The 26398-nt window shown below is 71.8% G+C and carries 24 protein-coding genes, 1 pseudogene and 1 riboswitch; of the genes and pseudogenes, 15 read left to right on the top strand and 10 right to left on the bottom strand.

From position 1 onward, the window contains the following. The first annotated feature begins 439 nt into the window (after positions 1 to 439). Positions 440 to 934 (top strand): transcriptional regulator BldD, encoded by a 495-nt coding sequence (gene bldD / locus IDM40_RS10380; RefSeq protein WP_017576791.1) that lies wholly within the window; start codon positions 440 to 442, stop codon positions 932 to 934. Between the two features lie 410 nt (positions 935 to 1344). Beyond that, a complete protein-coding gene (locus IDM40_RS10375; protein ID WP_193121731.1) occupies positions 1345 to 1959 on the top strand; it encodes a GNAT family N-acetyltransferase in 615 nt (204 codons plus the stop codon). Here IDM40_RS10375 and metF read toward each other — a convergent pair. Continuing rightward, on the bottom strand, positions 1892 to 2734 hold the full coding sequence (gene metF, locus IDM40_RS10370) for a methylenetetrahydrofolate reductase [NAD(P)H] (protein WP_235997493.1): 843 nt from the start codon (positions 2732 to 2734) through the stop codon (positions 1892 to 1894). The genes IDM40_RS10375 and metF overlap by 68 nt on opposite strands. Positions 2735 to 2968: 234 nt before the next feature. Between metF and IDM40_RS10365 the strand changes: the two genes are divergently transcribed. Further along, the gene (locus tag IDM40_RS10365; protein ID WP_193121730.1) at positions 2969 to 4051 is read left to right on the top strand and encodes a polyprenyl synthetase family protein; all 1083 of its coding nucleotides are present in this window, start codon (positions 2969 to 2971) and stop codon (positions 4049 to 4051) included. 46 nt (positions 4052 to 4097) lie between these two features. On the opposite strand, the gene IDM40_RS28940 is transcribed toward IDM40_RS10365, so the two are convergent. Further along, positions 4098 to 4934, bottom strand: a complete 837-nt coding sequence (locus IDM40_RS28940) for a hypothetical protein (RefSeq protein WP_193121729.1) — start codon at positions 4932 to 4934, stop codon at positions 4098 to 4100. Positions 4935 to 4974: 40 nt separating this feature from the next. Here IDM40_RS28940 and IDM40_RS10355 point away from each other — a divergent pair. Together IDM40_RS10355 and IDM40_RS10350 are read left to right on the top strand one after the other, a co-directional pair. After that, positions 4975 to 5598: pseudogene (locus IDM40_RS10355) on the top strand (DUF418 domain-containing protein); the annotation flags it as partial. 55 nt (positions 5599 to 5653) lie between these two features. Beyond that, positions 5654 to 6547, top strand: a complete 894-nt coding sequence (locus IDM40_RS10350) for an SDR family oxidoreductase (protein ID WP_193121727.1) — start codon at positions 5654 to 5656, stop codon at positions 6545 to 6547. Between the two features lie 234 nt (positions 6548 to 6781). On the opposite strand, the gene thiE is transcribed toward IDM40_RS10350, so the two are convergent. Further along, the gene (gene thiE, locus IDM40_RS10345; protein ID WP_193121726.1) at positions 6782 to 7447 is read right to left on the bottom strand and encodes a thiamine phosphate synthase; all 666 of its coding nucleotides are present in this window, start codon (positions 7445 to 7447) and stop codon (positions 6782 to 6784) included. A gap of 89 nt (positions 7448 to 7536) precedes the next feature. Next, a complete protein-coding gene (locus tag IDM40_RS10340; RefSeq protein WP_193121725.1) occupies positions 7537 to 7890 on the bottom strand; it encodes an Rv2175c family DNA-binding protein in 354 nt (117 codons plus the stop codon). Between the two features lie 160 nt (positions 7891 to 8050). Then, positions 8051 to 8139: riboswitch (TPP riboswitch) on the top strand. Here IDM40_RS10340 and thiO point away from each other — a divergent pair. The 7 genes from thiO to thiI all read left to right on the top strand — a co-directional run bounded on the left by thiO (position 8124) and on the right by thiI (position 16124). Beyond that, on the top strand, positions 8124 to 9302 hold the full coding sequence (gene thiO / locus IDM40_RS10335; RefSeq protein ID WP_235997470.1) for a glycine oxidase ThiO: 1179 nt from the start codon (positions 8124 to 8126) through the stop codon (positions 9300 to 9302). Its footprint overlaps the riboswitch before it by 16 nt. Beyond that, a complete protein-coding gene (gene thiS, locus IDM40_RS10330; protein ID WP_193121724.1) occupies positions 9299 to 9514 on the top strand; it encodes a sulfur carrier protein ThiS in 216 nt (71 codons plus the stop codon). Before thiO ends, thiS begins: the two co-directional genes overlap by 4 nt. Positions 9515 to 9516: 2 nt before the next feature. Then, the gene (locus tag IDM40_RS10325) at positions 9517 to 10287 is read left to right on the top strand and encodes a thiazole synthase (RefSeq protein WP_193121723.1); all 771 of its coding nucleotides are present in this window, start codon (positions 9517 to 9519) and stop codon (positions 10285 to 10287) included. Between the two features lie 352 nt (positions 10288 to 10639). Continuing rightward, complete coding sequence (pknB, locus tag IDM40_RS10320) at positions 10640 to 12604, top strand: Stk1 family PASTA domain-containing Ser/Thr kinase (protein WP_193121722.1); 1965 nt, start codon at positions 10640 to 10642, stop codon at positions 12602 to 12604. Positions 12605 to 12733: 129 nt separating this feature from the next. Then, entirely contained in the window at positions 12734 to 13417 is a 684-nt protein-coding gene (locus IDM40_RS10315; RefSeq protein ID WP_193121721.1) for a response regulator, read from the top strand. Between the two features lie 144 nt (positions 13418 to 13561). Then, entirely contained in the window at positions 13562 to 14587 is a 1026-nt protein-coding gene (locus IDM40_RS10310; protein WP_193121720.1) for a 6-phosphofructokinase, read from the top strand. A 247-nt stretch (positions 14588 to 14834) separates the two neighbouring features. After that, entirely contained in the window at positions 14835 to 16124 is a 1290-nt protein-coding gene (gene thiI / locus IDM40_RS10305; protein WP_193121719.1) for a tRNA uracil 4-sulfurtransferase ThiI, read from the top strand. 102 nt (positions 16125 to 16226) lie between these two features. Here the strand turns inward: thiI and aroF are convergent, their stop codons facing one another. Continuing rightward, positions 16227 to 17273: a 3-deoxy-7-phosphoheptulonate synthase gene (gene aroF / locus IDM40_RS10300; RefSeq protein WP_193121718.1), complete on the bottom strand. Its 1047-nt coding sequence runs from the start codon at positions 17271 to 17273 to the stop codon at positions 16227 to 16229. 350 nt (positions 17274 to 17623) lie between these two features. Between aroF and IDM40_RS10295 the strand changes: the two genes are divergently transcribed. After that, the gene (locus tag IDM40_RS10295) at positions 17624 to 18217 is read left to right on the top strand and encodes a molybdopterin-dependent oxidoreductase (RefSeq protein WP_328806986.1); all 594 of its coding nucleotides are present in this window, start codon (positions 17624 to 17626) and stop codon (positions 18215 to 18217) included. A gap of 36 nt (positions 18218 to 18253) precedes the next feature. Here IDM40_RS10295 and macS read toward each other — a convergent pair whose 3' ends face one another. Genes macS through IDM40_RS10280 form a run of 3 tightly spaced genes read right to left on the bottom strand, consistent with a single transcriptional unit; the run spans position 18254 to position 21098 of the window. Then, positions 18254 to 19372: a MacS family sensor histidine kinase gene (macS, locus tag IDM40_RS10290; RefSeq protein ID WP_268959325.1), complete on the bottom strand. Its 1119-nt coding sequence runs from the start codon at positions 19370 to 19372 to the stop codon at positions 18254 to 18256. A 2-nt stretch (positions 19373 to 19374) separates the two neighbouring features. Next, a complete protein-coding gene (locus IDM40_RS10285; protein WP_193121715.1) occupies positions 19375 to 20292 on the bottom strand; it encodes a hypothetical protein in 918 nt (305 codons plus the stop codon). Continuing rightward, entirely contained in the window at positions 20289 to 21098 is an 810-nt protein-coding gene (locus IDM40_RS10280; RefSeq protein ID WP_193121714.1) for an alpha/beta hydrolase, read from the bottom strand. The genes IDM40_RS10285 and IDM40_RS10280 overlap by 4 nt, the downstream gene beginning before the upstream one ends. 464 nt (positions 21099 to 21562) lie before the next feature. Here IDM40_RS10280 and IDM40_RS10275 point away from each other — a divergent pair, with 464 nt between their 5' ends. Beyond that, positions 21563 to 22378, top strand: coding sequence for a lysophospholipid acyltransferase family protein (locus IDM40_RS10275; protein WP_193121768.1), 816 nt, complete (start codon positions 21563 to 21565; stop codon positions 22376 to 22378). A 78-nt stretch (positions 22379 to 22456) separates the two neighbouring features. On the opposite strand, the gene IDM40_RS10270 is transcribed toward IDM40_RS10275, so the two are convergent. Further along, positions 22457 to 23404 (bottom strand): ROK family glucokinase, encoded by a 948-nt coding sequence (locus IDM40_RS10270; RefSeq protein WP_193121713.1) that lies wholly within the window; start codon positions 23402 to 23404, stop codon positions 22457 to 22459. Positions 23405 to 23543: 139 nt separating this feature from the next. Next, positions 23544 to 24002 carry a hypothetical protein gene (locus tag IDM40_RS10265; protein ID WP_193121712.1) on the bottom strand — a complete coding sequence of 153 codons (459 nt, stop codon included), beginning with the start codon at positions 24000 to 24002 and terminating at the stop codon, positions 23544 to 23546. Positions 24003 to 24477: 475 nt separating this feature from the next. Here IDM40_RS10265 and IDM40_RS10260 point away from each other — a divergent pair, with 475 nt between their 5' ends. Continuing rightward, on the top strand, positions 24478 to 26280 hold the full coding sequence (locus IDM40_RS10260; protein WP_193121711.1) for an AMP-dependent synthetase/ligase: 1803 nt from the start codon (positions 24478 to 24480) through the stop codon (positions 26278 to 26280). The last annotated feature ends 118 nt before the right edge of the window (positions 26281 to 26398 follow it).

Raw genomic sequence — 26398 nt, 5'->3', positions numbered from 1 at the left:
ACGCTACCAGCGGGCCCGCCGGGCCTCTCCTGGGAGCCCACCTTCGCAACCGCCTCCGAGTGACTTCGATCACACAGAAAATCAGCACTTCGTTGCCGATAGCGACAGACGGGCGACACTCCGGGTTCATCTCCGCGAGGCCCTGGAGGCCGAAACCCCCGTGAACACGGGCTTCCGGGCCATTGCCACCACCCAGAACGCCCCGATCTCGGGTGACATGAGAGGAGTTTCACCTACGCGCGGTTTGGACACTGATTAGTCGCATTTCACACCAACGGCTTGACCTGGGCGCCAGACCCCCTTACCGTCACTGTCTGTAATCACTACCGGGTGGGGTTGCACCCCGTGACCATCCGCTGGACCGCCGAGGCGGCCCGCCGAGTACGAGCGGATCTCCCCCACCACGCCAGCCACCGTCACGGCCGGGAGCGACAAGAAGATGCCATCCGAATACGCGAAGTCCCTCGGCGCGCGACTGCGTGCCATCCGCACCCAGCAGGGCCTGTCCCTGCACGGCGTCGAGGAGAAGTCCCACGGGCGCTGGAAGGCCGTCGTGGTGGGTTCCTACGAGCGCGGCGACCGCGCCGTCACCGTCCAGAAGCTGGCGGAGCTCGCCGACTTCTACGGTGTGCCCATGTCGGAGCTGCTCCCGGGCGGCGCCGCACCCACCCCGCTGGGCCCCACGCCCAAGCTGGTGATCGACCTCGAGCGCATGCAGCAGCTGCCGCAGGAGAAGGCCGGGCCGCTCTCGCGCTACGTCGCCACCATCCAGAGCCAGCGCGGCGACTACAACGGCCGCGTGCTGAGCATCCGCCAGGAGGACCTGCGTTCACTCGCGGTCATCTACGACAAGTCGCCCTCGGACCTGACCGAGGAGCTCATCAACTGGGGTGTCCTGGACCCCGAGGCGCGCCGGGCGGTCGACGCCTTCTAGGTCCGTCCGCACCAGCGCCCGAGAGCCGGCCCCTCCCCCCGAGGACGCCGGCTCTCGTCACGCACGGACCCCGTCCCACGGTGGGCGGGGTCCTTTCGTGTGTCGGGGGTGGGCGGATCGTGCGTCGGGGAGGCGGAGGAAACCGGGGGACGGTGCGGCCGGACGTGGGGCTTCCCCTCCCCAACCCGGCCGCACCGCTGCCCGCCAGGATATCCGGCGGACGTTCGTTCGAACACGAGTTCGAACAGGGTCAGTTAACCGCAGTCCGCACAGAGCGTCAAGCGCTTCGCGGCATTCTGTGGACGGCCGTGGGGCGCGGCTCAGCACCGCCCCCGACCGCGGGCGCGGGCATCGGCGCAGGTCATGAGGGAAGGAGCACACACCGGTGGGCAGGGGTCTAGTGTTGGGCCGTGGACGCCGACACCGAACTGCGTGAACTGGCGCCGGACCCCTTCACGCACGCGGTACCCGCACTCATCCGGATCTACGAGGCAGCCATGGCTCCCCCGGCCGAACAGCTTCCGGGGCGGGCGGCGGTGATGAACGCCCACGCCGAACACCCGGGGTTCCGTTCGGTCGTGGCCGTGCGCGGCGGTGACGCCGTCGGGTTCGCCTACGCGTTCCGCGGGCGGCCCGGCCAGTGGTGGCACGACGTCGTCGAGGCGGAACTGCGCGGCCGGGGCAGCGAACGGCAGGCCCGGCGCTACCTGGCCTCAGCCCTGGAGATCGCCGAGGTGCACGTCCATCCGGACGCGCAGAACGGCGGTATCGGGCGGCGCATGCTGCACACCCTGTGCGAGGGGCGGCCGGAGCGGACCGCGTTGCTGTCCACCAGGACGGGCCCGACCCCGGCCCGCCACCTCTACCGTTCCTGCGGTTTCTCCGCGCTCCTGGAGGGCTTCACGTTCCCGGGCAGCCCGGACCACCCGTTCGACATCCTCGCGGCGCGGCTACCGCTCAGGGGGCCCGGGTCCCGGCGATCTCCCGGTAGATCTCCCTGGTGGCCGTGGACTGGTTCGAGGTGATGAAGTGGATGCCGGGCGCGCCCTCGGCGAGCAGCTTCTCGCACATCTTCTGGGCGTGCTCGATCCCGAACTGGCGCACCGCCTCGGTGTCGTCGCCGAAGCTCTCGAACTTCTGCGCGAGGTCGCGCGGGAACGGGGCGCCGGAGAGCTTCTCCGAGCGCGGGATGAAGGACGTGCGCACCACCGGGAACACCTCGGGGATGATCGGGATGTCGCACCCCTTGGCGACCACGCGGTCACGCATCCGGAGGTATTCCTCGGGGTCGAAGAACATCTGCGTGATGGCGTAGTCGGCACCGGCGCGGCACTTGCGGATGAAGTGCTCGGTGTCGGTCTCCACGTCGGGCGAGCGCGGGTGCTTGAAGGGGAAGGCGGCCACACCCACACAGAAGTCGCCGCTCTCCTTGATCAACCGGACGAGCTGTTCGGAATAGGTCAGCCCCTCCGGGTGGGCGATCCACTCGCCGTCGGGGTCCCCGGGCGGGTCACCGCGCACGGCGAGGATGTTGGACACCCCCGCGGCGGAGAAGCGCCCGATGAGGTGGCGCAGTTCGGCGACGGAGTGGTCGACCAGGGTCATGTGCGCCACCGGGAGCAGGGTCGTGTCGGTGGCGATGCGTTCGGTCGTCTCGACCGTCTTTCCGCGCGTACTACCCCCGGCTCCGTACGTGACGGAGACGAACGAGGGGTTGAGGGCCTCCAGTTCGCGGATGGCCCGCCAGAGGCGCTCCTGTGCCTTGTCGGTACGCGGCGGGAAGAACTCGAAGGAGAACATCGGCTCTCCGGAATCGAGCATCTCGCTGATGTGCCGGGGGCTGGTGGCTCGGGGAGCCACGGGATGTGTCAATGCGGGCTGCATGGACTCCACCTTAGTTGAGGGCACACCGCCGCACCGGACCGCGGCCCCGGATCATGGGACAACTGCGGGTCAGGAGCGGTGCACGGGGCGTTCCCACCGCTTCCCCGGGGCCGGGTCGGGCCACCACTGGCAGCCGATAATGTGCGGGGTATGGGCCCTTCCTCATCTTCTTCCGCCTCACCCGTCTCGGTCGTCCGCCCCGACGTCGACCGTGCCCTGGCCGCCTTCGGCGCCCGCAACCGGGAGCGCCTGCTGCAGATCGGCGGTGAGCTCTCGCCGGCCGTCGACGCGCTGGAGTCGATGCTCTCCGGTGGCAAGCGACTGCGGCCGACCTTCGCCTACTGGGGCTGGCGCGGAGCGGGCGGGGACGCCGGGGACGAGCGCATCGTGCAGGCCGCCGCGTCCCTGGAGTACCTGCAGGCGTGCGCGCTGGTGCACGACGACGTCATAGACAACAGCGACACCCGCCGCGGGCTCCCGGCCACGCACAAGCGCATGGCCAAGCTGCACGCCGACCACGGGTGGAACGGGGACAGCGAGGGGTTCGGCCGCGGCGCCGCGATCCTCATCGGCGACCTGTGCCTGGTGTGGTCCGACGAGATGTACCAGTCCAGCGGGTTCTCCCCCGAGACGCTGCTGGCCGGACGGGTGCCCTTCGACGCCATGCGCACCGAGGTCATGGCCGGGCAGTACCTGGACACCCTGGAGCAGGTGCGCGGCACGTCCACGCGTGAGGCCGCCCTGCGGGTCATGCACTACAAGGCCGCCAAGTACACGGTGGAGCGGCCCCTGCACCTGGGGGCCGCGCTGGCCGGACGCCTGGAGGAGCTCGGCCCGGTCTACACCGACTACGGCGTGACGCTCGGCATCGCGTTCCAGCTGCGCGACGACGTGCTCGGGGTGTTCGGCGACCCGACCACGACCGGCAAGCCCGCCGGGGACGACCTGCGCGAGGGCAAGCGCACCCTCGTCGTCGCCGAGACCCTGGAGCGGGCCGCCTCCGCCGACGCCGACCGGTTCCGTTCGCTGCTGGGCGCCCCGGACCTCACCGCCGAATCGGTGGAGTGGATGTGCGGGCTCATCGAGGACTGCGGTGCGCTGGCCGCCTGCGAGGAGCTCGTGTCCGAGTACGCCGACCGTGCCGTCGCCGCCCTGGAGCACCCCGGGCTCGACGGCGAGGCACGCGGCCCGCTGCGTGAGCTGGTCGGGATCGCCACCGCCCGCTCCCACTAGGGATCCCCGCCCCTGAGGACGTGCCCCGCCAGGACCGGGGTGCGCCTCAGGGATGTCCCGGTTGTCGCTCCGCCGCCCCGAGCAGTTGAATCGTGGTGAGACCTCGCGACAGATCGGATGTGTCCCCATGGACCGGCAGACCCCGGTACGCGGACCCGCCGGAGCCGGGGAGCGGGCCCTCGCGCCCGACCTGGCCCGCGGGTTCATGCTTCTGTTCATCGCCCTGGCCAACACCGTCTGGTACCTGTGGGCGGTCCCGACCGCCGGCGTGGGGACGGCGCACCCGGCCGCCGAGGGGGCGCTCGACAGCGCCGCGCAGTTCTTCACGGTGATGGCCGTGGACATGCGCAGCTACCCCATGTTCGCCTTCCTGTTCGGTTACGGGATGGTGCAGCTCATGCGGCGCCAGGAGGCGTCCGGGGCGAGCCCGCGCGAGGCCTCCGCCCTCCTGCGGCGGCGCAACCTGTGGCTCATGGCCTTCGGTCTGGTGCACGCGTCGCTGCTGTTCGTCGGCGACATCCTGGGCGCGTACGGGCTGGCCGGGCTGGTGCTCGGCTGGCTGTTCCTGCGCCGGGCCGACCGCACCCTGCGGATCTGGATCTCGGTGCTGCTCGGGCTGATGACACTGCTGGCGCTGTTGAGCCTGCTCGGCGCGGTCTTCACCCCCGCCGACGAGCTCGCCGGCCAGGGCGCGCCGATGCAGATCGACGCGCTGATGGGCAGCTTCGCCGAGGGGTCCTACCTGGCGGCTGCGCTGGAGCGGATGATCGCGTGGCCGGTGGTCGTGGTCGGCCAGGGCCTGCTGTCGATGTCGGTGCCCGTGGCGATCCTTCTCGGCTTCCTGGCCGCGCGTTCGCGGATCCTCGAGGAGCCCGGGCGCCACCTCGGCCTGCTGCGCGGGGCCGCCGCCGTCGGGATCTCCNGTGGTCGTGGTCGGCCAGGGCCTGCTGTCGATGTCGGTGCCCGTGGCGATCCTTCTCGGCTTCCTGGCCGCGCGTTCGCGGATCCTCGAGGAGCCCGGGCGCCACCTCGGCCTGCTGCGCGGGGCCGCCGCCGTCGGGATCTCCGTGGGCTGGCTGGGCGGTCTGCCGCTTGCGCTGGCGCAGACCGGCGTGTGGGAGATGGACGAGGCCCGCGCGGTGATGCTGACCTTCCCGCACGTGGTCACCGGCCTGTTCTGCGGTGTGGGGTACGTCGCGCTCATCGCCCTGGTCGCCCGCCGCGTCCAGGCGCGGGGTACCGGACCCCTGGCCGGAGCCGTGGCCGCGACCGGCAAGCGCTCCCTGTCGGCCTACCTCGCCCAGTCCGTGGTGTGCGCCCCGGTGCTGGCCGCCTGGGGCCTGGGCCTGGGTGCCCACCTGACCTCGTGGACGATGGCACTCTTCGCCACCGGCCTCTGGTTGGCGACCGTCGCGGGCTGCGCGGCCCTGGAGCGCGCCGGCCGGCGGGGGCCTGCCGAGGTGCTGCTGCGCCGTCTCGCCTACCGGGGGCCGGGGCGTCCGGCGGCTTCCGGAGACCGGCCCGTGCCCCCGGTCCCGGGCGCGTGAAATGGGGGGCGTGCCGCTGAGCGCGGCACGCCGGGACGTGTCCGAGGATGGGTCCATGGGCGACGATCACATGACAAACCGCACCATTGGTGTGACCGGAGCGACGGGCGCGCTGGGCGGACGTGTGGCCGCCCGGATCGCCCGGCGCGGGATCCCGCAGAGGTTCGTCGTGCGCGACCTCAACCGCGCCCCCGAGTACCCGGGGAGCAGCGCCGCGATGGCCACCTACGAGGACGCCGCCGCGTTCGAGCGGGCCTGCCGCGGTGTGGACACGCTCTTCCTGGTGTCGGCGACCGAGTCCGAGGACCGCGTGCAGACGCATCTGGACGCCGTGGATGCGGCGGTCGCGGCCGGGGTCTCGCGCATCGTGTACCTGTCGTTCCTGAGCGCGGGCCCCGCCTCGACCTTCACCTTCGCGCGCACCCACTTCTTCACCGAGGCGCACATCCGGTCGACGGGGGTGGCGCACACCTTCCTGAGACCCAGCCTGTACCTGGACCTGCTACCGCACTGGGTCGACGACGAGGGTGTGGTGCGCGGCCCCGCCGGTGACGGGCGGGTCGCCTGGGTCTCGCGCAGCGACGTGGCCGACGTCGCGGTCGAGGTGCTGACCGGCCCCGAGACGTTCCTGCGCACCGAGAACACCACCCTCGACGTGACCGGCCCCGAAGCCCTGTCCCTGGCCGCGACCGTGGACAAGCTGACCACCCTCACCGCCCGTTCGATCCGGTACGTGCCCGAGACCTGGGAGGAGGCGCTCGCCTCCCGACGGGCCACCGGGGCCCCCGAGTGGCAGGTGGAGGGATGGGCCTCCTCCTACGCCGCGATCGCCGCCGGCGAGTTGGACGTGGTCGCACCCACCGTCCCGAAACTGACCGGGCACCCCCCACAGTCGATCGAGGGTTTCCTCCGGCGCCACCCGAGCGCGCTCGCCCACGTGGCGGTCTGATCCCTCATCCCGTGCAGGCCCCGGGGACTCCGGCCCGGGCGGAGCGCTCGGCCGCGGCGTCAGGTCGACGGAGCATCCGTCGGGGGTCCGGGGGCCGGGGCCGGTGCCCGTGGCGGCGTCCGTCCGCGGAAGGCGGGAGGGGCCCGTCATGGGCTCAGCCTGACGCACACGGCCCCGCCCCGCACGGCACAGCGGGCAGCCCCACTGCACGGTGCGCGGACGGGACCGGGAAGGTCATCCCACGCGGTCGGTGAGACGGGAACGCAGGTGTGCGGCGGCCGCTCGGGGGTCCTCGGCCTCGGTGATCGCACGGACCACGACCACGCGGCGGGCGCCGGCGTCCAGGACCTCGTCGATGTTCCCGGCGTCGATCCCCCCGACGGCGAACCAGGGGCGGTCGCTGCCGAACGCGGCGGCCTCGCGCACGAGGTCGAGGCCGGCGGCCTGGCGGCCCGGTTTGGTCGGTGTGGCCCACGTCGGACCGACACAGAAGTAGTCGGTCCCGGGTTCCTCCGCGGACGTGGCCGCGGCACCGGCGTCGTTGTTGGAACGCCCCACGATCGGGTCGGCCCCGATGATGTCGCGGGCCATCGGGACCGGGAGGTCGCGCTGGCCCAGGTGGAGCACGTCCGCGCGCACGGCGCGGGCGATGTCGGCACGGTCGTTGACCGCGAGCAGGGCACCGTGGCGCTCGCACGCCTCGCGCATGACCTCGAGCGCGGCGATCTCCTCGCGCGCCTCCAGGCCCTTGTCGCGGAGCTGGACGATGTCCACGCCGCCGGCGAGGGCGGCCTCGGTGAACTCGGCCAGGTCGCCGCGCTCGGTGCGGGCGTCGGTGCACAGGTACAGAAGGGATGTGTCCAGCCGCTCGCGCAGGCTGGTTCCGTGGCTGGTCCTCACCCGCCCCACCCTAGACGCTGAACCCCCGGCACCGCAGGACCTGCCGCGCCCGTGGGCGCCCCGGCGGGGAGAACGCCCACGGGTCCGTGTCAGAACGCCATGCTCTGGGCCCGGCGGCGCACCTCGGTACCGCGGTTCTCACGCATGGCCTGTATGGGTGTGCCCGGCAGGGTCTCGTCCGGGGTGAAGAGCCAGCGCAGGGCCTCCTCGTGGGAGAAGCCGGCGTCGCTGAGCAGGACCAGGGTCCCGGGCAGGCCCTTGACGAGGTCGTCGCCGTCCAGGAACGCGGCGGGGATGGAGAGCTCGCCGCCGCGGACCAGGCCCATCATGCGGTTCTCGCGGATCAGCTGCTTGATGCGGTTCGGGCTGACGCCGAGGGGCTGAGCGGCCTCCTTGAGGGTGAGCCAGTCGCCGACCAGGGTGTCGATGTCGTTGTGTGTCACGGGTCCAATCTGCCACATACGCAGGGCCCTTGTGCCCGGGTCGCCGCTCTGCGCCCCGGGTCCGGCCACGGCTCCGGAATGCACGTCCGGGGGTGAGTGGTTCACGCCCACCCGGCCCCTGATGCCGGGATTTGTGGGGCGCTCTAAACTGGAGGGAGACCGCGGGAGCCGGGTGGTCCCGGCTGAGAGGGCGGAAAGACCGATCCGCCGACCGCACGAACCTGATCCGGATCATGCCGGCGAAGGGAGTGGAACACAGCGCCATGCGCATCAGTCATCCCACCACCGACCGCGGTGACAGCCGTGTCGTCGTGGTCGGCGGCGGCCTGGCCGGGCGGGTCACCGCCTGGCGCGCCGCACAACGGGGGCTCGACGTCACGGTCGTGGAGCCGTCCGACGCCCGCTCGGCCTCCAGGGTCGCCGCGGGCATGCTCACACCCGCGTCCGAGGCGGCCTTCGGCGAGGAACCCCTCATGGAGTTCGCCGTGCACTCGGCGGGCCTCTACAAGGGTTTCGTCGCCGAGCTCGAGGCCGCGAGCGGGACGGACGTGGGCCACCACACGACGGGCACGCTCATGGTGGCCTTCGACCGCGACGACCTCGCCGTCCTGACCGACCTGCACGAGCTCCAGCAGCGCCTGGGTGTGCCCACCGAACGCCTCACCAGCCGCGCGTGCCGCAAGCTCGAGCCGATGCTGGCCCCGTCGGTGCGCGGCGGGGTGCTCGCACCCGAGGACCACTCGGTGGACCCGCGCCGCCTCCTGCAGGCCCTGGCCGTGGCCGGTGAACGCGCGGGTGTGCGCGAGGTCGCCGACCGCGCCGTGGAGGTCACCGACGGCCTGTCCGTGCGCCTGGCCGGCGGCGGGACGCTCGAGGCCGACCAGGTGGTGCTGGCCGCCGGGTGCTGGGGCAACGACATCGCCCTGCCCGAACCGGTCCTGCCCACCCTGCGCCCGGTCAAGGGCCAACTCCTGCGCACCCGCATGCCGGAGGGCTCGGAGCCGCTGGTGCACCGCACGGTGCGCGGCCTGGTCAAGGGCTCACCGGTCTACCTGGTCCCGCGCGGGGACGGCGAGATCGTCGTCGGCGCCACCCAGGAGGAACTGGGGCACGACGACTCCCTCACCGTGGGCGGGCTCTGGAAGATCCTGCGCGACGCCCGCGAGCTCGTCCCCGGTGTGACCGAGCTCGAGGTCACCGAGGCCTGTGTGGGCCTGCGTCCCGGCTCACCGGACAACGAACCCCTGCTCGGCCCCACGCGGGTCCCCGGGCTCCACCTGGCCGCCGGGCACTTCCGCCACGGCGTCCTGCTCACCCCGGCCACGGGCGAGGCCATGGCCCAGGCTCTGACCGAGGGCACCCTGCCCGCCCCCGCACGCCGGTTCTCTGCCGACCGGGAGGACAACACATGAAGCTCACCGTCAACAACGAAGAGCGCACCTACGAGACCGGGACCACCGTCGAGTCGGTCGTCCGCGAGCTGACCGTCCCCGAGGGCGGCGAGGTTCCCGGCGGTATCGCCGTGGCCGTCAACGACGAGGTGGTCCGCCGCCCGGCCTGGGCCGCGACCCCGCTCGGCGCGGGCGACCGCGTGGACGTCCTGACCGCAGTACAGGGGGGCTGACGATGTTCGACCCGCGTGTGGACGACCCGTTCACCATCGCCGACACCACCTTCTCCTCCCGCCTGATCACCGGAACGGGCGGGGCACCTTCCATGGAGGTGCTCGAGGAGGCCCTGACCACCTCCGGCACGGAGCTGACCACGGTCGCGCTGCGCCACGTCTCCCCCACCCAGGAGGGTTCGGTGTGGGACGTGCTGCGGCGCAACAAGATCCGTCCGCTGCCCAACACCGCCGGGTGTTTCACGGCCCAGGACGCGGTGCGTACCGCCCGGCTGGGTCGTGAGGCCCTGGAGACCGACTGGGTGAAGCTGGAGGTGGTGGCCGACGAGCGCACCCTCCTCCCGGACCCGGTGGAGCTCCTGGAGGCCGCGGAGCTCCTCGTGGACGACGGGTTCACCGTGCTCCCGTACACCAACGACGATCCGGTCCTGGCCCGGCGCCTGGAGCAGATCGGGTGCGCGGCCGTGATGCCCCTGGCCGCACCGATCGGGTCGGGGCTGGGCATCCGCAACCCGCACAACCTGGAGCTCATCGTCGAGCAGACGGAGGTCCCGGTCATCGTGGACGCCGGCATCGGCACGGCCAGCGACGCGGCCCTGGCGATGGAGCTGGGCTGCGACGCGGTCCTGCTCGCCACCGCCGTCACCCGCGCGCAGGACCCCGGGCTGATGTCCGCGGCGATGCGCGACGCCGTGCGGGCCGGCCGTGCCGCGCGTCTGGCCGGGCGTATCCCGGTGCGCAGGTACGCACAGGCCTCCTCCCCCATGCCCTGAGGAACCGGGCACCGGAGCGCGGTGCGGGGACCCGGTGTCCCCGTGCCGCGTGATCGGCCCGACACCACGGGCTCTTCTGCGTCGCCTACCGTGGTGGGGTGCGCTCGACGCACATCGAACGAGCCACCGCCTCCGAGCCGTGCGCGGCACGGAGGCGACGACCGCCGACCGCGGGGCGGGCGCGTGCGCCGGATTCCGCTATCGTGTCGGTTCGACACACGGTGTCGGGTGAGCGCCGTCGCCCAGTGCGGCCCCGTTTCGGGCCGCCCCGGCCGTCCCGGCCTTCCCGGGCCGCATCGCCCACGCCGACCGTGACTGCCCGCGCTCCCCGCAGCAAGGACATGACTCCGCCGTGGACATGACGACTTCCGACCCACTCGTAGGCGCGACACTCGACCGGCGCTACTTCGTCGAGTCCCGTATCGCCGGTGGTGGGATGGCGACCGTCTACGTCGCCCACGACCTCCGTCTGGACCGGCGGCAGGCGTTGAAGGTGATGCATCCCTCCCTCGCCCAGGACCCCGCCTTCGTCCAGCGCTTCATCAACGAGGCGCACTCGGTCGCCAAGCTCTCCCACCCGAACGTGGTGCAGGTCTTCGACCAGGGCGAGGACACCGGGCACGTGTTCCTGGCGATGGAGTACGTGCCGGGCCGGACCCTGCGCGACCTGCTCAAGGCCAAGGGACGCCTGGCGCCGCGGGCCGCGCTCAACATCACCGCGTCGGTACTGGCCGCGCTGGGCGCCGCCCACCAGGCCGGGATGGTGCACCGCGACGTCAAGCCCGAGAACGTGCTCATCACCGAGGACGGCCGGGTCAAGGTCGCCGACTTCGGCCTGGCACGCGCGGTTGAGCAGTCCAACCAGGGTCTGACGCGCACGGGCACCCTCATGGGCACGGCCGCCTACCTGGCGCCGGAGCAGATCGAGAAGGGCCTGGCCGACGCGCGCAGCGACGTGTACGCGGCCGGGATCATGCTGTACGAGCTGCTCACCGGGAGCCAGCCCCACACGGGCGAGACGCCCATCGCGATCGCCTACCAGCACGTGAACGAGGACGTCCCCCGCCCCTCGCAGTTCGTGCCGAACATGCCCCCCGAGGTCGACTCGCTGGTCACCAAGGCCACCGAGCGCGACCCCCGCTTCCGCCCCAGCAACGCCGGCCAGTACCTGGCCAAGGTGCTGGAGGTACTCAAGCGGCTGCCCGAGGACCCGCACACCTCCGGCCCGTTGGCGCCGGTGGCCCCGCAGAAGGGGTCGGCCCCGACGGTGACCGCGCCGCAGCTCATCGCGGGCGGCGCGGGACCGGGCACCGAGAACGCGACGATGGTCGTGGACATGGAGGCGGCCGGGTTCGACGACGGCGGTGCCGGGGACGGCGGCGGCGAGGAGGCCTCGTGGTTGAGCCGCAACCGCATGCTCGCCTTCGGCGGGGCCGTGGCGGCGCTGGTGATCCTGGTCGCCGGATGGTGGTTCCTGATCGGGCGCTTCGAACCCGTGCCGGACGTGGTCGGGGCCGACACCGACACCGCCCGCTCGGAGATCCAGGCCGCCGGGCTCGAGTTCGACCTCGCGCAGGAGGAGGACTACAGCGACGAGGCCGAGCCGGGGACCGTTGCCAGGACCGAGCCGGAGATCGGTGACCGCCTGTCCGAGGGCGACCAGGTCACGGTGGTCCTGTCCAAGGGCCCGCAGACCTTCGACATGCCGGACCTGGTGGGTACGGACGTCTCCGACGCCACCAAGGAGCTCGAGGACCGCGGGTTCGCCTCCGACGACATCGTGCAGGACGAGGTCGACGCCGACGACACCCCGCCCGGCGAGGTGCTCTCCACCGACCCGGACGCGGGCGGCACGGCCGACCGCGAGGAGACTGTCACGCTCACCATCAGCCGCGGCATCGACGTCCCGGCGGTGGCCGGGCGCGACGTCGAGGAGGCCACCTCCGCCCTCGAGGACCTCGAACTGGAGGTCGAGATCGAGGAGGAGGAGAGCGAGGACGTCCCCGAGGACACCGTGATCAGCCAGAGCCCCGACACCGGCACCAGTCTGGGCCCGGGCGGCACCGTGACGCTGACCGTCTCGACCGGCCCGCCCGAGGTCGACGTGCCCGACGTGGTCGGCATGGACCTGGAGGACGCCGTCGAGGAGCTGGAGGACGCCGGGTTCGAGGTCGAGGTGGACCGGATCCTGCGCGGCGACCAGGTCGCCCGCCAGTCGCACGAGGACAGCGCCCCGGAGGGCACCACGATCGAGCTCATCGCGACCCCGGGCGGCATCGACCTCGGCGGTGACGATGACGACGATGACGACGACTGACACCGGCCCGGTGCACCACCCGGGCTGACGGCACCGGACGGCCGGGTCCCGCCGCGGGGCCCGGCCGTCGGCGTGCGGGCGTTCGGTGTGCGGGCCGAGGCCCGGCGGCCATGCCTTAGGGTTCCGGCCATGGACAGTGCGCTCGAGCGGATCAGGGTCCTGGTCGTCGACGACCACCCGATGTGGTGCGGTGCGGTCGCGCGCGACCTCGAGGAGGCCGGCACGACCGTGGTGGGAACCGCCGGGGACGGCGCCAAGGCGCTGCGCATCGCCCCGGCCGCCCGTCCGACGCTGGCCGTGGTCGACCTGCACCTGCCGGACATGAGCGGTGTCGAGCTCATCGCGGGCCTGGCCGAGCTCCCCGATCCCCCGCACGTGCTGGTGCTCTCGGCCAGCGGGGAGGGCGAGGACGTGCTCGCCGCGGTCAAGGCCGGCGCGACCGGATACCTGGTCAAGTCGGCCGACCGGGAGCAGCTCCTGGACGCGGTGCGCAGGGTCGACGCGGGCGAAGCGGTCTACACCCCCGGTCTGGCCGGGCTGGTGCTGGGCGAGTACCGACGGTTGTCCGCCCGTACCGAGGGGGCCGGGGAGAGCAGCTCCGGGCAGGCCCCGAGCCTGACCCCGCGGGAGACCGAGGTGCTGCGCCTGGTCGCCAAGGGGCTGGCCTACAAGCAGATCGCGTCACGGCTGTCCATCTCGCACCGGACGGTCCAGAACCATGTCCAGAACACCCTGACCAAACTGCACCTGCACAACCGGGCGCAGCTGGTGCGTTACGCGATCGACCAGGGCATCGACGGCGACGAGGACTGAGCCCGTCCGGCGGGGAACGGCGCGCGGGCGAGCGGCCCGGATCCCCGTTCCCGCACGGGTTGGCCTGTGCTCCCCGCGCGCACTATGGTCTAGACCATATGGCGTCCTGCGCCGTGAAAACCCACAACGTCGAGGAGAAGTCGCATGCGAGTCGGGGTGCTGACCGGTGGCGGGGACTGCCCTGGTCTGAACGCGGTCATCCGGGCCGTGGTCCGCAAGGGGATCAAGGACTACGGCTACGAGTTCATCGGCTTCCGGGACGGCTGGCGCGGCCCCCTGGAGGGCGCGACCAAGCCCCTGGACGTGTCGGCCGTGCGCGGCATCCTCCCGCGCGGGGGCACGATCCTGGGTTCCTCCCGCACCAACCTCATGAAGATCGAGGGCGGGGTCGAACGCGTCAAGGACAACATGGCCGGTCTGGGCGTGGACGCGCTCGTGGCGATCGGCGGCGAGGACACCCTCGGGGTGGCGCGCCAGCTCCACGACCAGGGCGTCAACGTCATCGGGGTCCCCAAGACCATCGACAACGACCTCAACGCCACCGACTACACGTTCGGTTTCGACACCGCGGTCAACATCGCCACCGAGGCGATCGACCGCCTGCACACGACCGCCGAGTCGCACCACCGCGCGCTCGTCGTCGAGGTCATGGGCCGTCACGCGGGCTGGATCGCCCTGCACTCGGGGATGGCCGCTGGAGCCAACGTCATCCTCATCCCGGAGCGCCCCTTCGACATCGACGAGGTCGTCAAGCACGTCGAGAGCCGCTTCGAGACCCAGTACGCGCCGATCATCGTCGTCGCCGAGGGTGCGCACCCCCAGGAGGGGCAGATGGAGCTGGCGACCGGCGAGAAGGACTCCTTCGGCCACGTCCGTCTGGGCGGCATCGGCCAGCAGCTCGCCGACGAGATCGAGCAGCGCACCGGCAAGGAGGCCCGTTCGGTCGTCCTGGGCCACGTGCAGCGCGGCGGCACCCCCAGCGCCTTCGACCGCGTGCTCGCCACGCGCCTGGGCGTCAACGCCATCGAGGCCGTGCACGAGCGGTCCTTCGGCCGGATGGTGGCGCTGCAGGGCACCGACATCGTGCGCGTCGACCTGTCCGAGGCCACCGACACCCTCAAGACGGTGCCCTCCGAGCGTTACGAGGAGGCCGAGGTCTTCTTCGGCTGAGCCCGGCCCTCAGTCCTCCCTGCGGAGAACGCCCCTCCCCGGCCGTCGGCCCCTCCCCTTCACGCGGAGGGGCCGACGTGTGCCATGTCGGCTCTCACAGGCGATCGGCGGCCCGTCCGGGAATGTACCGAGCGCTCCGGGGATTGTTCGATACTGGAAGGCGGCGGCGAAGGGCCCGGTCCCGCCACCACACCCTCTTCTCCCCGAACCGGGTCACGAAGGCATCGTCTCATCCGGAGGTAGCACCATGTCAGCGTCGCTGGAGTCCGCGCCGCTCCCCGCAACCGAGGTCGGAGCCGACGCCGGGCTCGGCGAGCTCTGCGTGCTCATGAAGCTCGGCGAGATCGTCCTCAAGGGCTCCAACCGCAAGCTCTTCGAGCGCCGTCTGCACAACAACATCCGCAACTCCGTGCGCGACCTGGGCGACATCCGCCTGTCCCAGCGCGGCGCGGGTGTGATCATCGTGCGCAAGCCCGGCGCCTCCGACCTCGAGGTCGCCGAGATCGCCGACCGCATGTCCGACGTCATGGGTGTGGTGTGGGTGCACCTGGTGCGCCGCGTGCGCAAGGACCTCGACGCCATCACCGACATCGGTGTGCGTTCCATGGCCGACCGCGAGGGCACCTTCGCGGTGCGCGCCCGCCGCCGCGACAAGCGTTTCGAGATGACCTCCTCGGAGCTGGCCGGGTACCTGGGTTCGAGGATCATCGAGGAGCACGGGTACGCCGTGAACCTCAAGAACCCCGACAACACCCTGCACGTGGAGGTGGACAAGGACGAGGCGTTCGTGTTCACCGAGGGCATCCCCGGACAGGGCGGTCTGCCCGCGGGGATGAGCGGCCGCGGCCTGGTGCTGATGTCGGGCGGCATCGACTCCCCCGTGGCTGCGCACCGGATGATCCGCCGCGGGCTCAAGGTCGACTTCCTGCACTTCTCCGGCATGCCCTTCACCGGCCCCGAGTCGATCTACAAGGCCTACAGCCTCGTGCGCCAGCTCGACCGCTTCCAGGTGGGCTCGCGCCTGTTCGTGGTGCCCTTCGGCAAGGCGCAGCAGCAGCTGAAGAGCTCCGGCAACGAGCGCCTGCAGATCGTGGCCCAGCGGCGCCTGATGCTCAAGACCGCCGAGGCGCTGGCCGACGACCTCAAGGCCGAGTGCCTGATCACGGGTGACGCCCTCGGCCAGGTCTCCAGCCAGACGATGACCAACATCACCGCCCTGGACGACGCGGTCGATCTGCCGATCCTGCGCCCGCTCATCGGGATGGACAAGACCGAGATCATGAGCGAGGCCCGCAAGATCCGCACGCTGGCCATCTCCGAGCTTCCGGACGAGGACTGCTGCACCATGCTGACCCCGCGTCAGGTGGAGACGGCGGCCAAGATCCCGGACCTGCGCCAGATCGAGCGCCGCCTGGACGCCGAGGAGCTGGCCGAGCACCTGGTCGCCAACGCCCAGCGCCACAAGCCGAGCTTCCTCGGCGACGAGGCGCCCTCGCGGGTGGATCAGAGCCCTGCTGCGGCCACCGTGCGCGCCTGAGCCGACCGTGTGCCCCGCACACGACGGGCCCCGGTGCCGGGAACGGAGTGCATCCGTACCTGGCACCGGGGCCCGTTCTGTGCCCGTGGCCCTACCCGGGCATCACAGCCCGGCGAGCTCCTGCCCGGGCGCGGGGGTCAGGGTGCGGCCGCCGAGCGCGGCGAGCGTGCCCGCGAGGTCGCGCAGCTCGGCCAGGTCGCCCTCGAGCAGGGCCTGGGGGCCGTCGCACAGCGCGGTCTCCGGGTGCGGGTGAACGTCCACGATGACACCGTCGGCGCCGATGGCCACGGCCGCGCGCGAGAGCGGCAGGACCAGTTCGCGCTTTCCGCCCGAGTGCGAGGGGTCGACGATGACCGGCAGGTGCGAGAGGTTCTGCGCGACCGGGACGGCGCTGATGTCGAGCGTGTTGCGGGTGGCCTTCTCGAAGGTGCGGATCCCGCGCTCGCACAGCACGATGTCGAGGTTGCCGCGCTGGGCGACGTACTCGGCGGCCATCAACCACTCCTCGATGGTGGCGTTCATGCCGCGCTTGAGCAGGACCGGCTTGCCGGCGTCGCCCGCGGCCTGCAGCAGGGCGAAGTTCTGCATGTTGCGGGTGCCGATCTGGAGCATGTCGGCGTGGGAGGCGACCAGGTCGACGTCGTTGGCGTCAACGACCTCGGTGACGATGGGCAGCCCGGTCTCGTCGCGCACGTCGGAGAGGATCTTCAGGCCCTCCTCGCCCAGGCCCTGGAAGGCGTAGGGGGAGGTGCGGGGCTTGTAGGCACCGCCGCGGAGCAGGGACGCCCCCGCGGCCTGGGCCATGCGCGCGGCCTCCAGGGTCTGTTCGGGCGTCTCCACGGCGCAGGGGCCGGCGATGACGGTCATGTGGTCGCCGCCGATCGGCACGCCGCGCACGCTGACCACGGAACGGCGGTCGTGGTTCTCGCGGCTCACGAGCTTGTAGGGGGCGGAGATGCGCAGCACCTCGGCGACCCCGGGCTTGGCGGCCAGGCCCAGGTCCTGGAACCGGTCGACCTCCCCGACGAGACCGATGATGGTGCGGCTGACGCCGCGCGTCACGTAGGCCTCACCTCCGGCGGAGGAGACCAGTTCGACGAGCGCGTCGATGTTGTCGGGGGTGGCGTCCGGTGCCATGACGATGACCATGTGGGTTGTCCCTGTGTGTGTCGGTGTGCGGTCGAGCCGCCGGGGGACCGTCGCCCGGAACGCAGAGAGCCCCGGGCCTGTCCGGCCCGGGGCTCCTGGTGAAGTCGTCTGTGTCAGCGCAGCGCTTTACAGGCGACCGTCCGGGATACGGGCCGGTAGCCATAAAAGCGCCAAAAGTTTCGCTGCATGCGAGTGACTATAACGCACCGTCCGCTCCCCCGCACAAGGGCGGGGGGAGTGATCTGGCTCTCGTCACCCCCTGGGAGGATGGCAGGGATCCGGTGCCGACACACGAAACGGGGGACCGATTGCCCGCTGGAACGGAGCCCGACAGGCGGGGCGGGGAGGCAGTGCCCCGACTCCCGCCCGGACAAGCGGCCCGGTACGAGCACAAGGCCCTGCACTACGGCCCGGTCCCGGCGTTCCGGCCCGAGCGCTGGGACCTACGGGTGGTGGGCGCGACCGAGGACCTGGGGTCCTACCGCTGGACCCACGAGGAGTTCCAAGAGCTGCCGCGCACCGAGTCTGTCAGCGATTTCCACTGCGTGATGCGCTTCAGCGTCCCCCGGGTGCGGTGGTCGGGGGTGAGCGCGCTCGACCTGGTCGCGCTGGCACCGCCCTCCCCCGAGGCCACGCACGTGATGGTGTGGGGCGAGTACGGCTACAGCGCGAACCTGCGCATGTCCGACTTCCTGGACCCGTCGGTCGTACTGGCCACGCACCGGGACGGCCTCCCGCTGACGCCCGAGCACGGCCATCCGCTGCGGTTGGTGGTGCCGCACCTGTACGGGTGGAAGAGCGTCAAGTGGCTGCGGATGGTGGAGTACATGACCGCGGACCGCCGCGGTTTCTGGGAGGAGCGCGGGTACCACAACCGGGCCGACCCGTGGCTGGAGCAGCGGTTCTCCGCCCAGGAGGAGCCCGGGGACGGCCCCGCTCTGTGACCCGCGGGCCCGGCGGCGCGTGCGCGTCCGGGCACCTCAGGGACGCGGCAGGTGGATCTCGACCTCGGTGCCTTCCTCGGGCCCGGTCACGACGTCGACGCTGCCGCCGAGGTCCCGCACTCGGCCGAGCACCGACTGGGCCATCCCCAGCCGGCCCTCGTTCCGCGCCTCCTCCAGCCGGCCCTCGGGGATACCGGGCCCCTCGTCGCGCACGCTGACGGTCACCCCGGTCCCCTCGTCCTCGACCAGGACCCACGCGCGGGTGCTCTCGGGGCAGTGGCGGGCCACGTTCTCCAGAGCTGCGTGCACGGCGGCCGCGAGCTCGCGGGCGGAGTGGTCGGGCAGGTCGACCGGTTCGGCGGGCCCGGAGACCGACACCAGGGGGCTCTCCTCCGAGCGCAGAAGGTCACGCAGGTCCGCGGTCCCGGGCGTGTCCTGGACCGGGGCCTCGGTGCCGCTGATCAGCGACCGCAGGCGCACCTCCTGCTCCCCGGCCATGCGCCCGAGCTCGGCCGCCTCTCCCCCGGCCTCCTCGCCCCTCCGGTGCACGAGGGAGAGCACCTGGAGCACGGAGTCGTGCACCGAACGGGCGATCTGCTCGCGCTCGCGCGTGCGTGCCTCCAACTCCACGGCGCGGGCGAAGCGTTCCTCGGCCCGATGGGCGACGCGGGCCATGTACCCCACGGCGGTCCCGGCGAGCAGGAGCAGGACGACGCCGCGGAGTGTGGCCCCGGTGACGGTCGCGCCCATGAACTCACGCAGCGCCAGGTCCCCGGCGCCGTAAAGGATCGCGACGAGGACCGCCGCGCGCACGCCCCCGATCGCCCCGACCGCGAGCACGGCCCCGGCGAACCAGTACGCGCTCAGCGGCGCGGCCTGGGTCAGGTAGTGGGGGCCGGCGGCCAGTCCGGTCGCGAACAGGCACGCGAACGCCACCGCCAGGTCGGCGGTGAGCATCCGTGCGTCGCGCAGGTGCGGGTGGGAGTAGGCGCGGGCGCTCACGACGGTCCACAGCGCCATCACCGCGAGCACGCCCCAGGCGAGCCAGGGGCGGATCAGGTGCTCGTGGTGCTGGACGATGAGGACCAGGGCGTGGACCAGCGCTGCGGCGCGGTAGAGCGCGAACGTGCGCCAGAGGGGGACGTCGAAGCCCAGGCTCAGACCACCGCCCCGTTGTCCGGTCCGCTGTCGCCGGGCGGGCGGCTGTCCGTCATGCGCAGGACCAGCACCACGAAGCTGGTCAGGAACGCCACGACCGCGGCGAGCATGATCCAGTTCGGCAGTGAGATGCCCAGGAACGCCGAGCCGAAGAGCACGACGGGCGCCGTGAGCAGGCCGAACCACGCGGCGATGCCGACCTTGTCCCCCTGCAGCAGGGGCGGCGGGGGCGGCGGCTCGTAGTGGCCCTCGATCTCCTCCTCCGCGCGGCGTGCGGCGCGTTCCTCGTCGTCCTCCGCGGAGTCCTCGTCCCGGTCGGCGCGGTCGTCGCGGCGGCGGGCACGGGAGGCGAGCAGGTCGCCGATGCGGTTGGCGGGCGAGTCGTCCTCGCGGTCGCCGGTGCCGATGTTCTCGGCGTCGGGCCAGGAGGCGCTGTCGCGGTCGGGTTCGGAGGCGGTGTCGTAGAAGCGGGCGACCAGGTCCTTCCAGACCTCGTCGTCGGAGCCGGTCCCCTCCCGGCTGCCGGGGCCCTCCTCGAGCGGCCCGTCCAGCAGGTCGCCGCCGACGGTGCTCTCCGCGCTGCCGGGGGCGCGGTCGCCGGCGGGGTCCTGCTCGGGGAGCCCGCGCGGGGCGAGCAGGTCGGAGAGGTCCTCGTCGTCGTCCAGACCGGGGAGTTCAGCTCCCAGGACGTGTTCGGCCGCCGAGCGTTCGTCGGCGTCGACGTAGAGGTGGTCGGTGGGGGGATCCTCGTCGGAGCCGCCGGCCGGTTCGAGCACGTCCTCGTCGAGCGGCACCGCGTAGGCGGCGATACCGCTGCGGCGCAGGGCCTCGAGCATGTGGTCGGCGTGCGACGGGGAGAGCAGGATCAGCGGGACATAGGCGTCGGCGAGCAGGCCGTTCTCCCGACGTTGTGTCATCGGTCGGCTCCTTCCCCGCTCCTCTTCTGCTCTCGCACGAACGCGAGGCTTCCGGCGAAGATCGTGGGCGCGTCATGGTCGAGGGTCGCCACGTGGTAACTGTCCCGGAGCAGGTGGATCGTCACTCTGGTGTTGACCGCTCTCCTTGCGAGGATACGCAGACTCCGCGGGCCGACCACGTGGTCCTGGGTGCTGCGGTAGGCCAGGACCGGCGCCCGCAAACCGGACATCCCCTCCTGAACCGCGCGCCACAGCTTCGGGAGTGTCGCCGCGGCCGCCGTCGGGACCCGGTCGTAGCCGCCCTCCACCGTGTCGTCCAGGGAGACGTCGCTGCCGATGCCGGGGGTCGAGGGCAGCAGGCGGGCCGCCAGGCGTCGGACGGGCGCGATGAGCGGGAGCCGGTAGTCCTCCAACGCCAGCGAGGGGTTGACCAGGACCACCGAGGTGACGAGGTCGGGGTGTTCCTGGGCCAGGCGCAGGCTCAGGGCCCCGCCCATCGACAGCCCCATGACGTGGACCTCGTCGCAGCGCTCGGCCAGGTCGAACAGGGCACGTTCGGCCTCGGCGTACCAGTCGTCGCTGGTCGTGCGGTTCATGTCCTGCCAGACCGTCCCGTGACCGGGCAGCAGGGGCAGCTCGACGCTGATCCCGGCCTCGGCCAGGTACTCGGCCCAGGGCCGCATCGAGTGCGGTGAGCCGGTGAAGCCGTGGCACAGCAGCGCCCCGACCCGGGAGCCCCGGTGGCTGAGGGGTGCCGCCCCTGGGAGCAACGCGGTGTCCGAGGCGGTCGGGATGGTGGATGTCACGGAGGTGTCTCCCGGGGGATCGTTCGGCGCGTCCGGGCGGCGCAGGCCGTGGGGCGTGTCCGACTTGCGAGGTTAGCCGTTCGGGCAGGCGCACGCCATGACAGAACACTAATGGCCCCTGTCCTGTTCCGGCCCTGCACCCGGCCTTCCCGCGCCCCGGGGCCGGTACCCCGTCCCCGCCGGTCCGGTTCCGGCCCTGGCGCGTCGCGCGCGTGCGCGGGCGCGGATCCGACAGGGCGGCGGTCGGCCGGGTGCGGCGCACGAGTATCCTCGTGGTGGTCCGGCCCGGCCGCCCGATCAGGGGCGCTTTGGCAGATGCCGTCGCCCGATGGGAAGATGGCCCACGTCAGCCGACCGTCACCCGCCACCCCAGGCGGGGATGTCCTGATCCAAGTCGACCGAGCGGGAAAGTGGCCAGCGGTGGACCCTGCCCAGAGCTCCCCGCGAACGCAGGGGTGATCCGATTGTTCTACTGGGTGGTCAAAGCGATCCTGGGGCCGTTGTTGGCCGTGCTCTGGCAGCCTAGGGCCGAGGGTGTGGAGAACGTGCCCCGCAGAGGCCCGGCCATCATGGTCAGCAACCATCTGTCCTTCTCCGACCACTTCTTCGGTCCGTTGCCTCTGCCGCGCAAGATCACGTTCCTGGCCAAGTCCGAGTACTTCACCGGAACCGGGGTCAAGGGTTTTGCCAGCCGGGCCTTCTTCAGCGGTGTGGGGCAGATCCCGATCGACCGCTCGGGAGGCAAGGCCAGCGAGGCGGCCCTGCGCACCGGTCTGCGCGTGCTCAAGCGCGGTGACCTGCTCGGCATCTACCCCGAGGGCACCCGCTCCCCCGACGGCAAGCTCTACCGCGGCCGCACCGGTGTGGCCCGCCTGGCCCTGGAGTCGCGCGCCCCGGTCGTGCCGATGGCGATGATCAACCTCGAGAAGATCATGCCCCCCGGCCGCACCGTGCCCAAGCTGGGTGTGCGCCCGCAGATGAAGTTCGGCGAGCCCCTCGACTTCTCCCGCTACTACGGGATGGAGGAGGACCAGCGGGTCCTGCGCGCGGTCACCGACGAGATCATGTACGCGCTCATGGAGCTCTCCGGCCAGGAGTACGTCGACCGCTACGCCCAGGCGGTCAAGAAGGAGCAGGACGCCGAGGCCAAGGAGGCCCGGCGCGAGCAGCACGCGGACGACAAGGAACGCCGCAAGGCCGACCGCGCCCGGCGCAAGGAGGAGCGCAAGGCCCGCAAGGCGGCCGAGCGCGAGCAGAAGAAGGCCTCCGAGGAGGGCTGACCCCCGTCCTGACCGAACGGGAGCGGCCGCCGATCCCCCTGCGAGGGGACGGCGGCCGCTTCCGTGTTCGGGGGCCGCTCAGCGGCGGGCGAGGTCCCCGGCGCCGACGATGCCGGCCTCCCCGCCGAGCTCGGCCACACGGATGTCGGCGAGCCTGCGCCCGGGGCCCCCGGAGACGTTGCGGGCGAAGGAGAGCCGGACGGGGTCGATGAGGATGTCCCCGGCATCGGAGACACCGCCGCCCACGATGAAGCACTCCGGGTCGAGGATCGCCGCCAGGTCGGCCAGGCCGCGCCCGGTCCAGTCCGCCACGCTCGCGAAGCACTCCAGCGCGGCCGGGTCGCCCTCCAGGGCCGCCTGGGTGATGGCCCGGCCCTCGATGCCCTCCACGCTCCCGTCGGCGAGCTTGAGCATGCGCTCGGCGGCCTCGGGGTCGGCGCGGGCGAGGTCGCGGCCCTCGGCGACCAGGGCGCGGCCGCTGGCGTACTGCTCCCAACAGCCGTGGCTTCCGCAGGCGCAACGGCGGCCGTGCGGGACCATCCGGTAGTGCCCGATCTCGGCGGCGACACCGAAGCGGCCGCGGTGGAGCCGGCCGCCCAGGACCAGGCCGCCGCCGATGCCGGTCCCGAGGGTCACGCACACGATGTGGTCGCTGTCCCTCCCGGCACCGAAGCGGGCCTCGGCCCAGGCGGCGGCGTTGGCGTCGTTCTCGATGACCACGGGGAGGCCGACACGTTCCTGCACCCGGTCGCGCAGGGGGTGATCACGCAGTCCGATGTTGACCGCGACCTGGACGGTGGCCCGGTCCTCGTCGACGAACCCGGCCACGCCCACACCGACGGCGCCGATCTCGTCCTCCTCACGCCGCTCGCGCAGTTCGCCGACGGCGCGGGCCACGACGTCGGCGAGGGCGCGGGGGTCGTCGGAGGGGGTCGGGTGCTTGACCCGGTCGAGGATCTGCCCTTGGGGGTCGACGACACCGGCGGCAACCTTGGTTCCGCCGATGTCTACGCCGATGGTCAGCATGGGGGCAGCTCCTTCGCACTTACGCCTGATCTCTGACATAAGTGGGCATCTTGACGTCAGAGGCCTTGCAAATGGTGTAAACCATTCGATTAAACCAGGCCGAGCCGCCCCCGGCATCCCCTGTTGGCGTCGCTCCGGTTCAGGGCCGGGCGCCGTCGCCCTTCCCGCCGGCCGTGCCGTCGCCACCGCGGGCCGCCCGCTCCTCCGCCTCGCGGGCGGCACGGCCCTCCTCGCGGGCCTGCTCGAGGGAGCGCTCGAGCACACCCCACGTCCGGCCGACGGCGTCGGCGAGGCTGAGTCCGGCGCGGCCCAGGTGGCCGGCGACCTCCGGCGCGGCCTTGCGCACGATCTCGAAGACCTCCTCGGAGGCCGGCCTGGGCTGGGGCGCCTCGAGGCGGATCGCCTCGCCCCACACGTCCTCCTGCTCCTTGGGCCGCGAGACCACCGAGTCCACGCTCCGCTTGACCCCGGCGGAGAAGATCCTGCGCTGGACGTCGTCGACGAGGCCCAGCACGCTGCCGATGGGGTCGGGCTCGGAAGGCCGGTCCCCCTCGCGGTCGCGTCGCTGCCCGGTGTCGCGGTCGTCGTTGTCCGTCATGTCCCTCTCCTGTCGTGACACGTCCTCGGACTCACGTTAGCCGCGGTCCGCCGCCGCGGACAGGCACCCGGGGGCGGCCTCCGGGAGGAATCAGGGATGAGCCGGAGGACGCCGGGCGTTGTACTCCACACGAGGAGCAACCGGAGGCGAGAACCCGGCGAACAGGCGGAAAACACCTGCTCAGAACGGGAAGCACCGAATGTGCGCAGGGGGCACACCAGGCGATATTCTCACGTGCGTGCGAGGCGTAACCCGGATCACGACGGGCGGCCGCGCGCCGAACGAACGGCGGCGCCGGCGTCTGCCGCGAACGGGCACCCGATCTCGGAGACAGGGTCCCGACCGCGCGTCACCCCAGGGTGTCCGGGTCACTGTTGGATACCGAACGGCTACCTGTTCTACTCACGAGTAGCATTCATTGTTACGGTCGTCACGTCCCCACTATCCAGAATCCGTTCACGTCCAGGAGCACCACGTGCGCGAATACAGCTCTCCAGCGGTCGTCGAGATCCCCGACGACGCGCGGCTGACCGACACGCTCTACGCCCGCGCGGCCGCCGAGCCCAAGGCCACGGCGGCCCGCAAGCAGGAGTCCGGCGGCCAGTGGCGTGACATCAGCGTCGAGGAGATGCAGGGCGACATCGTCGCCCACGCCAAGGCTCTGATCAACGCCGGTGTGGACAAGGGCGACCGCGTCGCCCTGCTGTCCCGCACCCGCTACGAGTGGACGGTCGTCGACTACGCGATCTGGTCGGTCGGTGGCGTCACCGTACCGATCTACGAGACCTCCTCCCCCGAACAGATCGAGTGGATCCTCTCCAACTCGGGCGCCAAGGCCGTCTTCGTCGAGAACGACGAGCACGCCAAGCGCATCGAGTCGGTCCGCTCCAAGGCCCCCGAACTGCAGCAGATCTGGCGTATTGACGACGCCGAGTTCGACGAGCTGCGCGAGAGCGGCTCCGAGGTCTCCGACGAGACCCTCGAGGAGCGCCGCTCCGCCGTCACGGCCGACGACCTGGCCACCCTCATCTACACGTCCGGGACCACCGGCCGCCCCAAGGGCTGCCAGCTCACCCACCGGAACTTCCTCTTTATCGCCCGCGCCGCGCTGGACGGCCCGGCCAAGCAGGTGCTCAAGGGCCGCGAGGACCCCTCCACCCTGCTGTTCCTGCCCCTGGCGCACGTCTTCGCCCGCTTCGTGCAGGTCATGACGATCGAGGCCAAGGCCACCCTGGGCCACTTCCCCTCGACCGGGCCGGACCTCATCGACCAGTTCTCGGTCTTCAAGCCGACCTTCCTGCTGGCCGTCCCCCGCGTCTTCGAGAAGGTCTTCACCAAGGCCGAGCAGAAGGCGACCGCCGAGGGCAAGGGCAAGATCTTCAACGCGGCCGCCGAGACCGCGATCGCCTACAGCCAGGCGCTCGACGCCGGTCAGGTCCCGCTCTCCCTGCGTCTGAAGCACAAGCTCTTCAGCAAGCTGGTCTACGGCAAGATCACCGACCGCCTCGGCGGCGAGGCCGAGTACGCGGTCTCCGGCGGTTCCGCCCTCGGTGCGCGCCTGGGCCACTTCTTCCGCGGCATCGGCTTCACCATCATCGAGGGGTACGGCCTCACCGAGACCACCGCCCCGACCTCGGTCAACAGCCCCGAGTTCAACAAGATCGGGACCGTGGGCCAGCCCCTGCCGGGCACCTCGATCAAGATCGCCGAGGACGGGGAGATCCTCCTCAAGGGCGACCACATCATGACCGGCTACTGGGAGAACGAGAAGGCCACCAAGGAGGCCTTCACCGAGGACGGGTACTACCACACCGGTGACCTCGGCGCCCTGGACGACGACGGTTTCCTCTCGGTCACCGGCCGCAAGAAGGAGATCATCGTGACCGCCGGCGGCAAGAACGTCGCCCCGGCCGTCCTCGAGGACCGCATCCGCGCCAGCGCGCTGGTCTCCCAGTGCATGGTCGTCGGCGACAACCGCAAGTTCATCGCCGCCCTCGTCACGATCGACCCCGAGTCCTTCGAGCAGTGGAAGGAGCAGAAGGGCAAGACGGGCGAGATCGCCGAGATGACCGAGGACCCGGACCTCACCGCCGCGATCCAGGAGGCCGTGGACAACGCCAACCAGGCCGTGTCCAAGGCCGAGAGCATCCGCAAGTTCCGGATCCTGCCCTCCGACTTCACCGAGGAGAGCGGCGAGATGACCGCGTCCCTCAAGGTCAAGCGCCACGTGGTGAGCAAGGAGTGGAGCAAGGAGATCGAGGAGATCTACAACGGCTGATCCCGCTCCGCGCCGGCCCGCGGTCGGCGTGCGCTGCACGGTGTGAAGGAGCCGTCCGCCCCTCGGGGCGGGCGGCTCCTTCGTCGTGTACGGCGGTGCCCTGTGCGCGCCCCGCGGC

Source organism: Nocardiopsis coralli (assembly GCF_014892575.1).
Taxonomy (GTDB): Bacteria; Actinomycetota; Actinomycetes; order Streptosporangiales; family Streptosporangiaceae; genus Nocardiopsis; species Nocardiopsis coralli.
This window is presented reverse-complemented; position numbering and strand designations above follow the sequence as displayed.

Coding starts and splice junctions, on each gene's coding strand:
- IDM40_RS10310 (WP_193121720.1), top strand. CDS start 13,562: ATGCGAGTCGGGGTGCTGACCGGTGGCGGGGACTGCCCTGGTCTGAAC.
- IDM40_RS10315 (WP_193121721.1), top strand. CDS start 12,734: ATGGACAGTGCGCTCGAGCGGATCAGGGTCCTGGTCGTCGACGACCAC.
- thiI (WP_193121719.1), top strand. CDS start 14,835: ATGTCAGCGTCGCTGGAGTCCGCGCCGCTCCCCGCAACCGAGGTCGGA.
- IDM40_RS10270 (WP_193121713.1), bottom strand. CDS start 23,404: ATGCTGACCATCGGCGTAGACATCGGCGGAACCAAGGTTGCCGCCGGT.
- metF (WP_235997493.1), bottom strand. CDS start 2,734: ATGTTCTCCTTCGAGTTCTTCCCGCCGCGTACCGACAAGGCACAGGAG.
- IDM40_RS10325 (WP_193121723.1), top strand. CDS start 9,517: ATGTTCGACCCGCGTGTGGACGACCCGTTCACCATCGCCGACACCACC.
- thiS (WP_193121724.1), top strand. CDS start 9,299: ATGAAGCTCACCGTCAACAACGAAGAGCGCACCTACGAGACCGGGACC.
- IDM40_RS10285 (WP_193121715.1), bottom strand. CDS start 20,292: ATGACACAACGTCGGGAGAACGGCCTGCTCGCCGACGCCTATGTCCCG.
- bldD (WP_017576791.1), top strand. CDS start 440: ATGCCATCCGAATACGCGAAGTCCCTCGGCGCGCGACTGCGTGCCATC.
- aroF (WP_193121718.1), bottom strand. CDS start 17,273: ATGGTCATCGTCATGGCACCGGACGCCACCCCCGACAACATCGACGCG.
- thiO (WP_235997470.1), top strand. CDS start 8,124: ATGCCGGCGAAGGGAGTGGAACACAGCGCCATGCGCATCAGTCATCCC.
- IDM40_RS10265 (WP_193121712.1), bottom strand. CDS start 24,002: ATGACGGACAACGACGACCGCGACACCGGGCAGCGACGCGACCGCGAG.
- IDM40_RS10365 (WP_193121730.1), top strand. CDS start 2,969: ATGGGCCCTTCCTCATCTTCTTCCGCCTCACCCGTCTCGGTCGTCCGC.
- IDM40_RS10350 (WP_193121727.1), top strand. CDS start 5,654: ATGGGCGACGATCACATGACAAACCGCACCATTGGTGTGACCGGAGCG.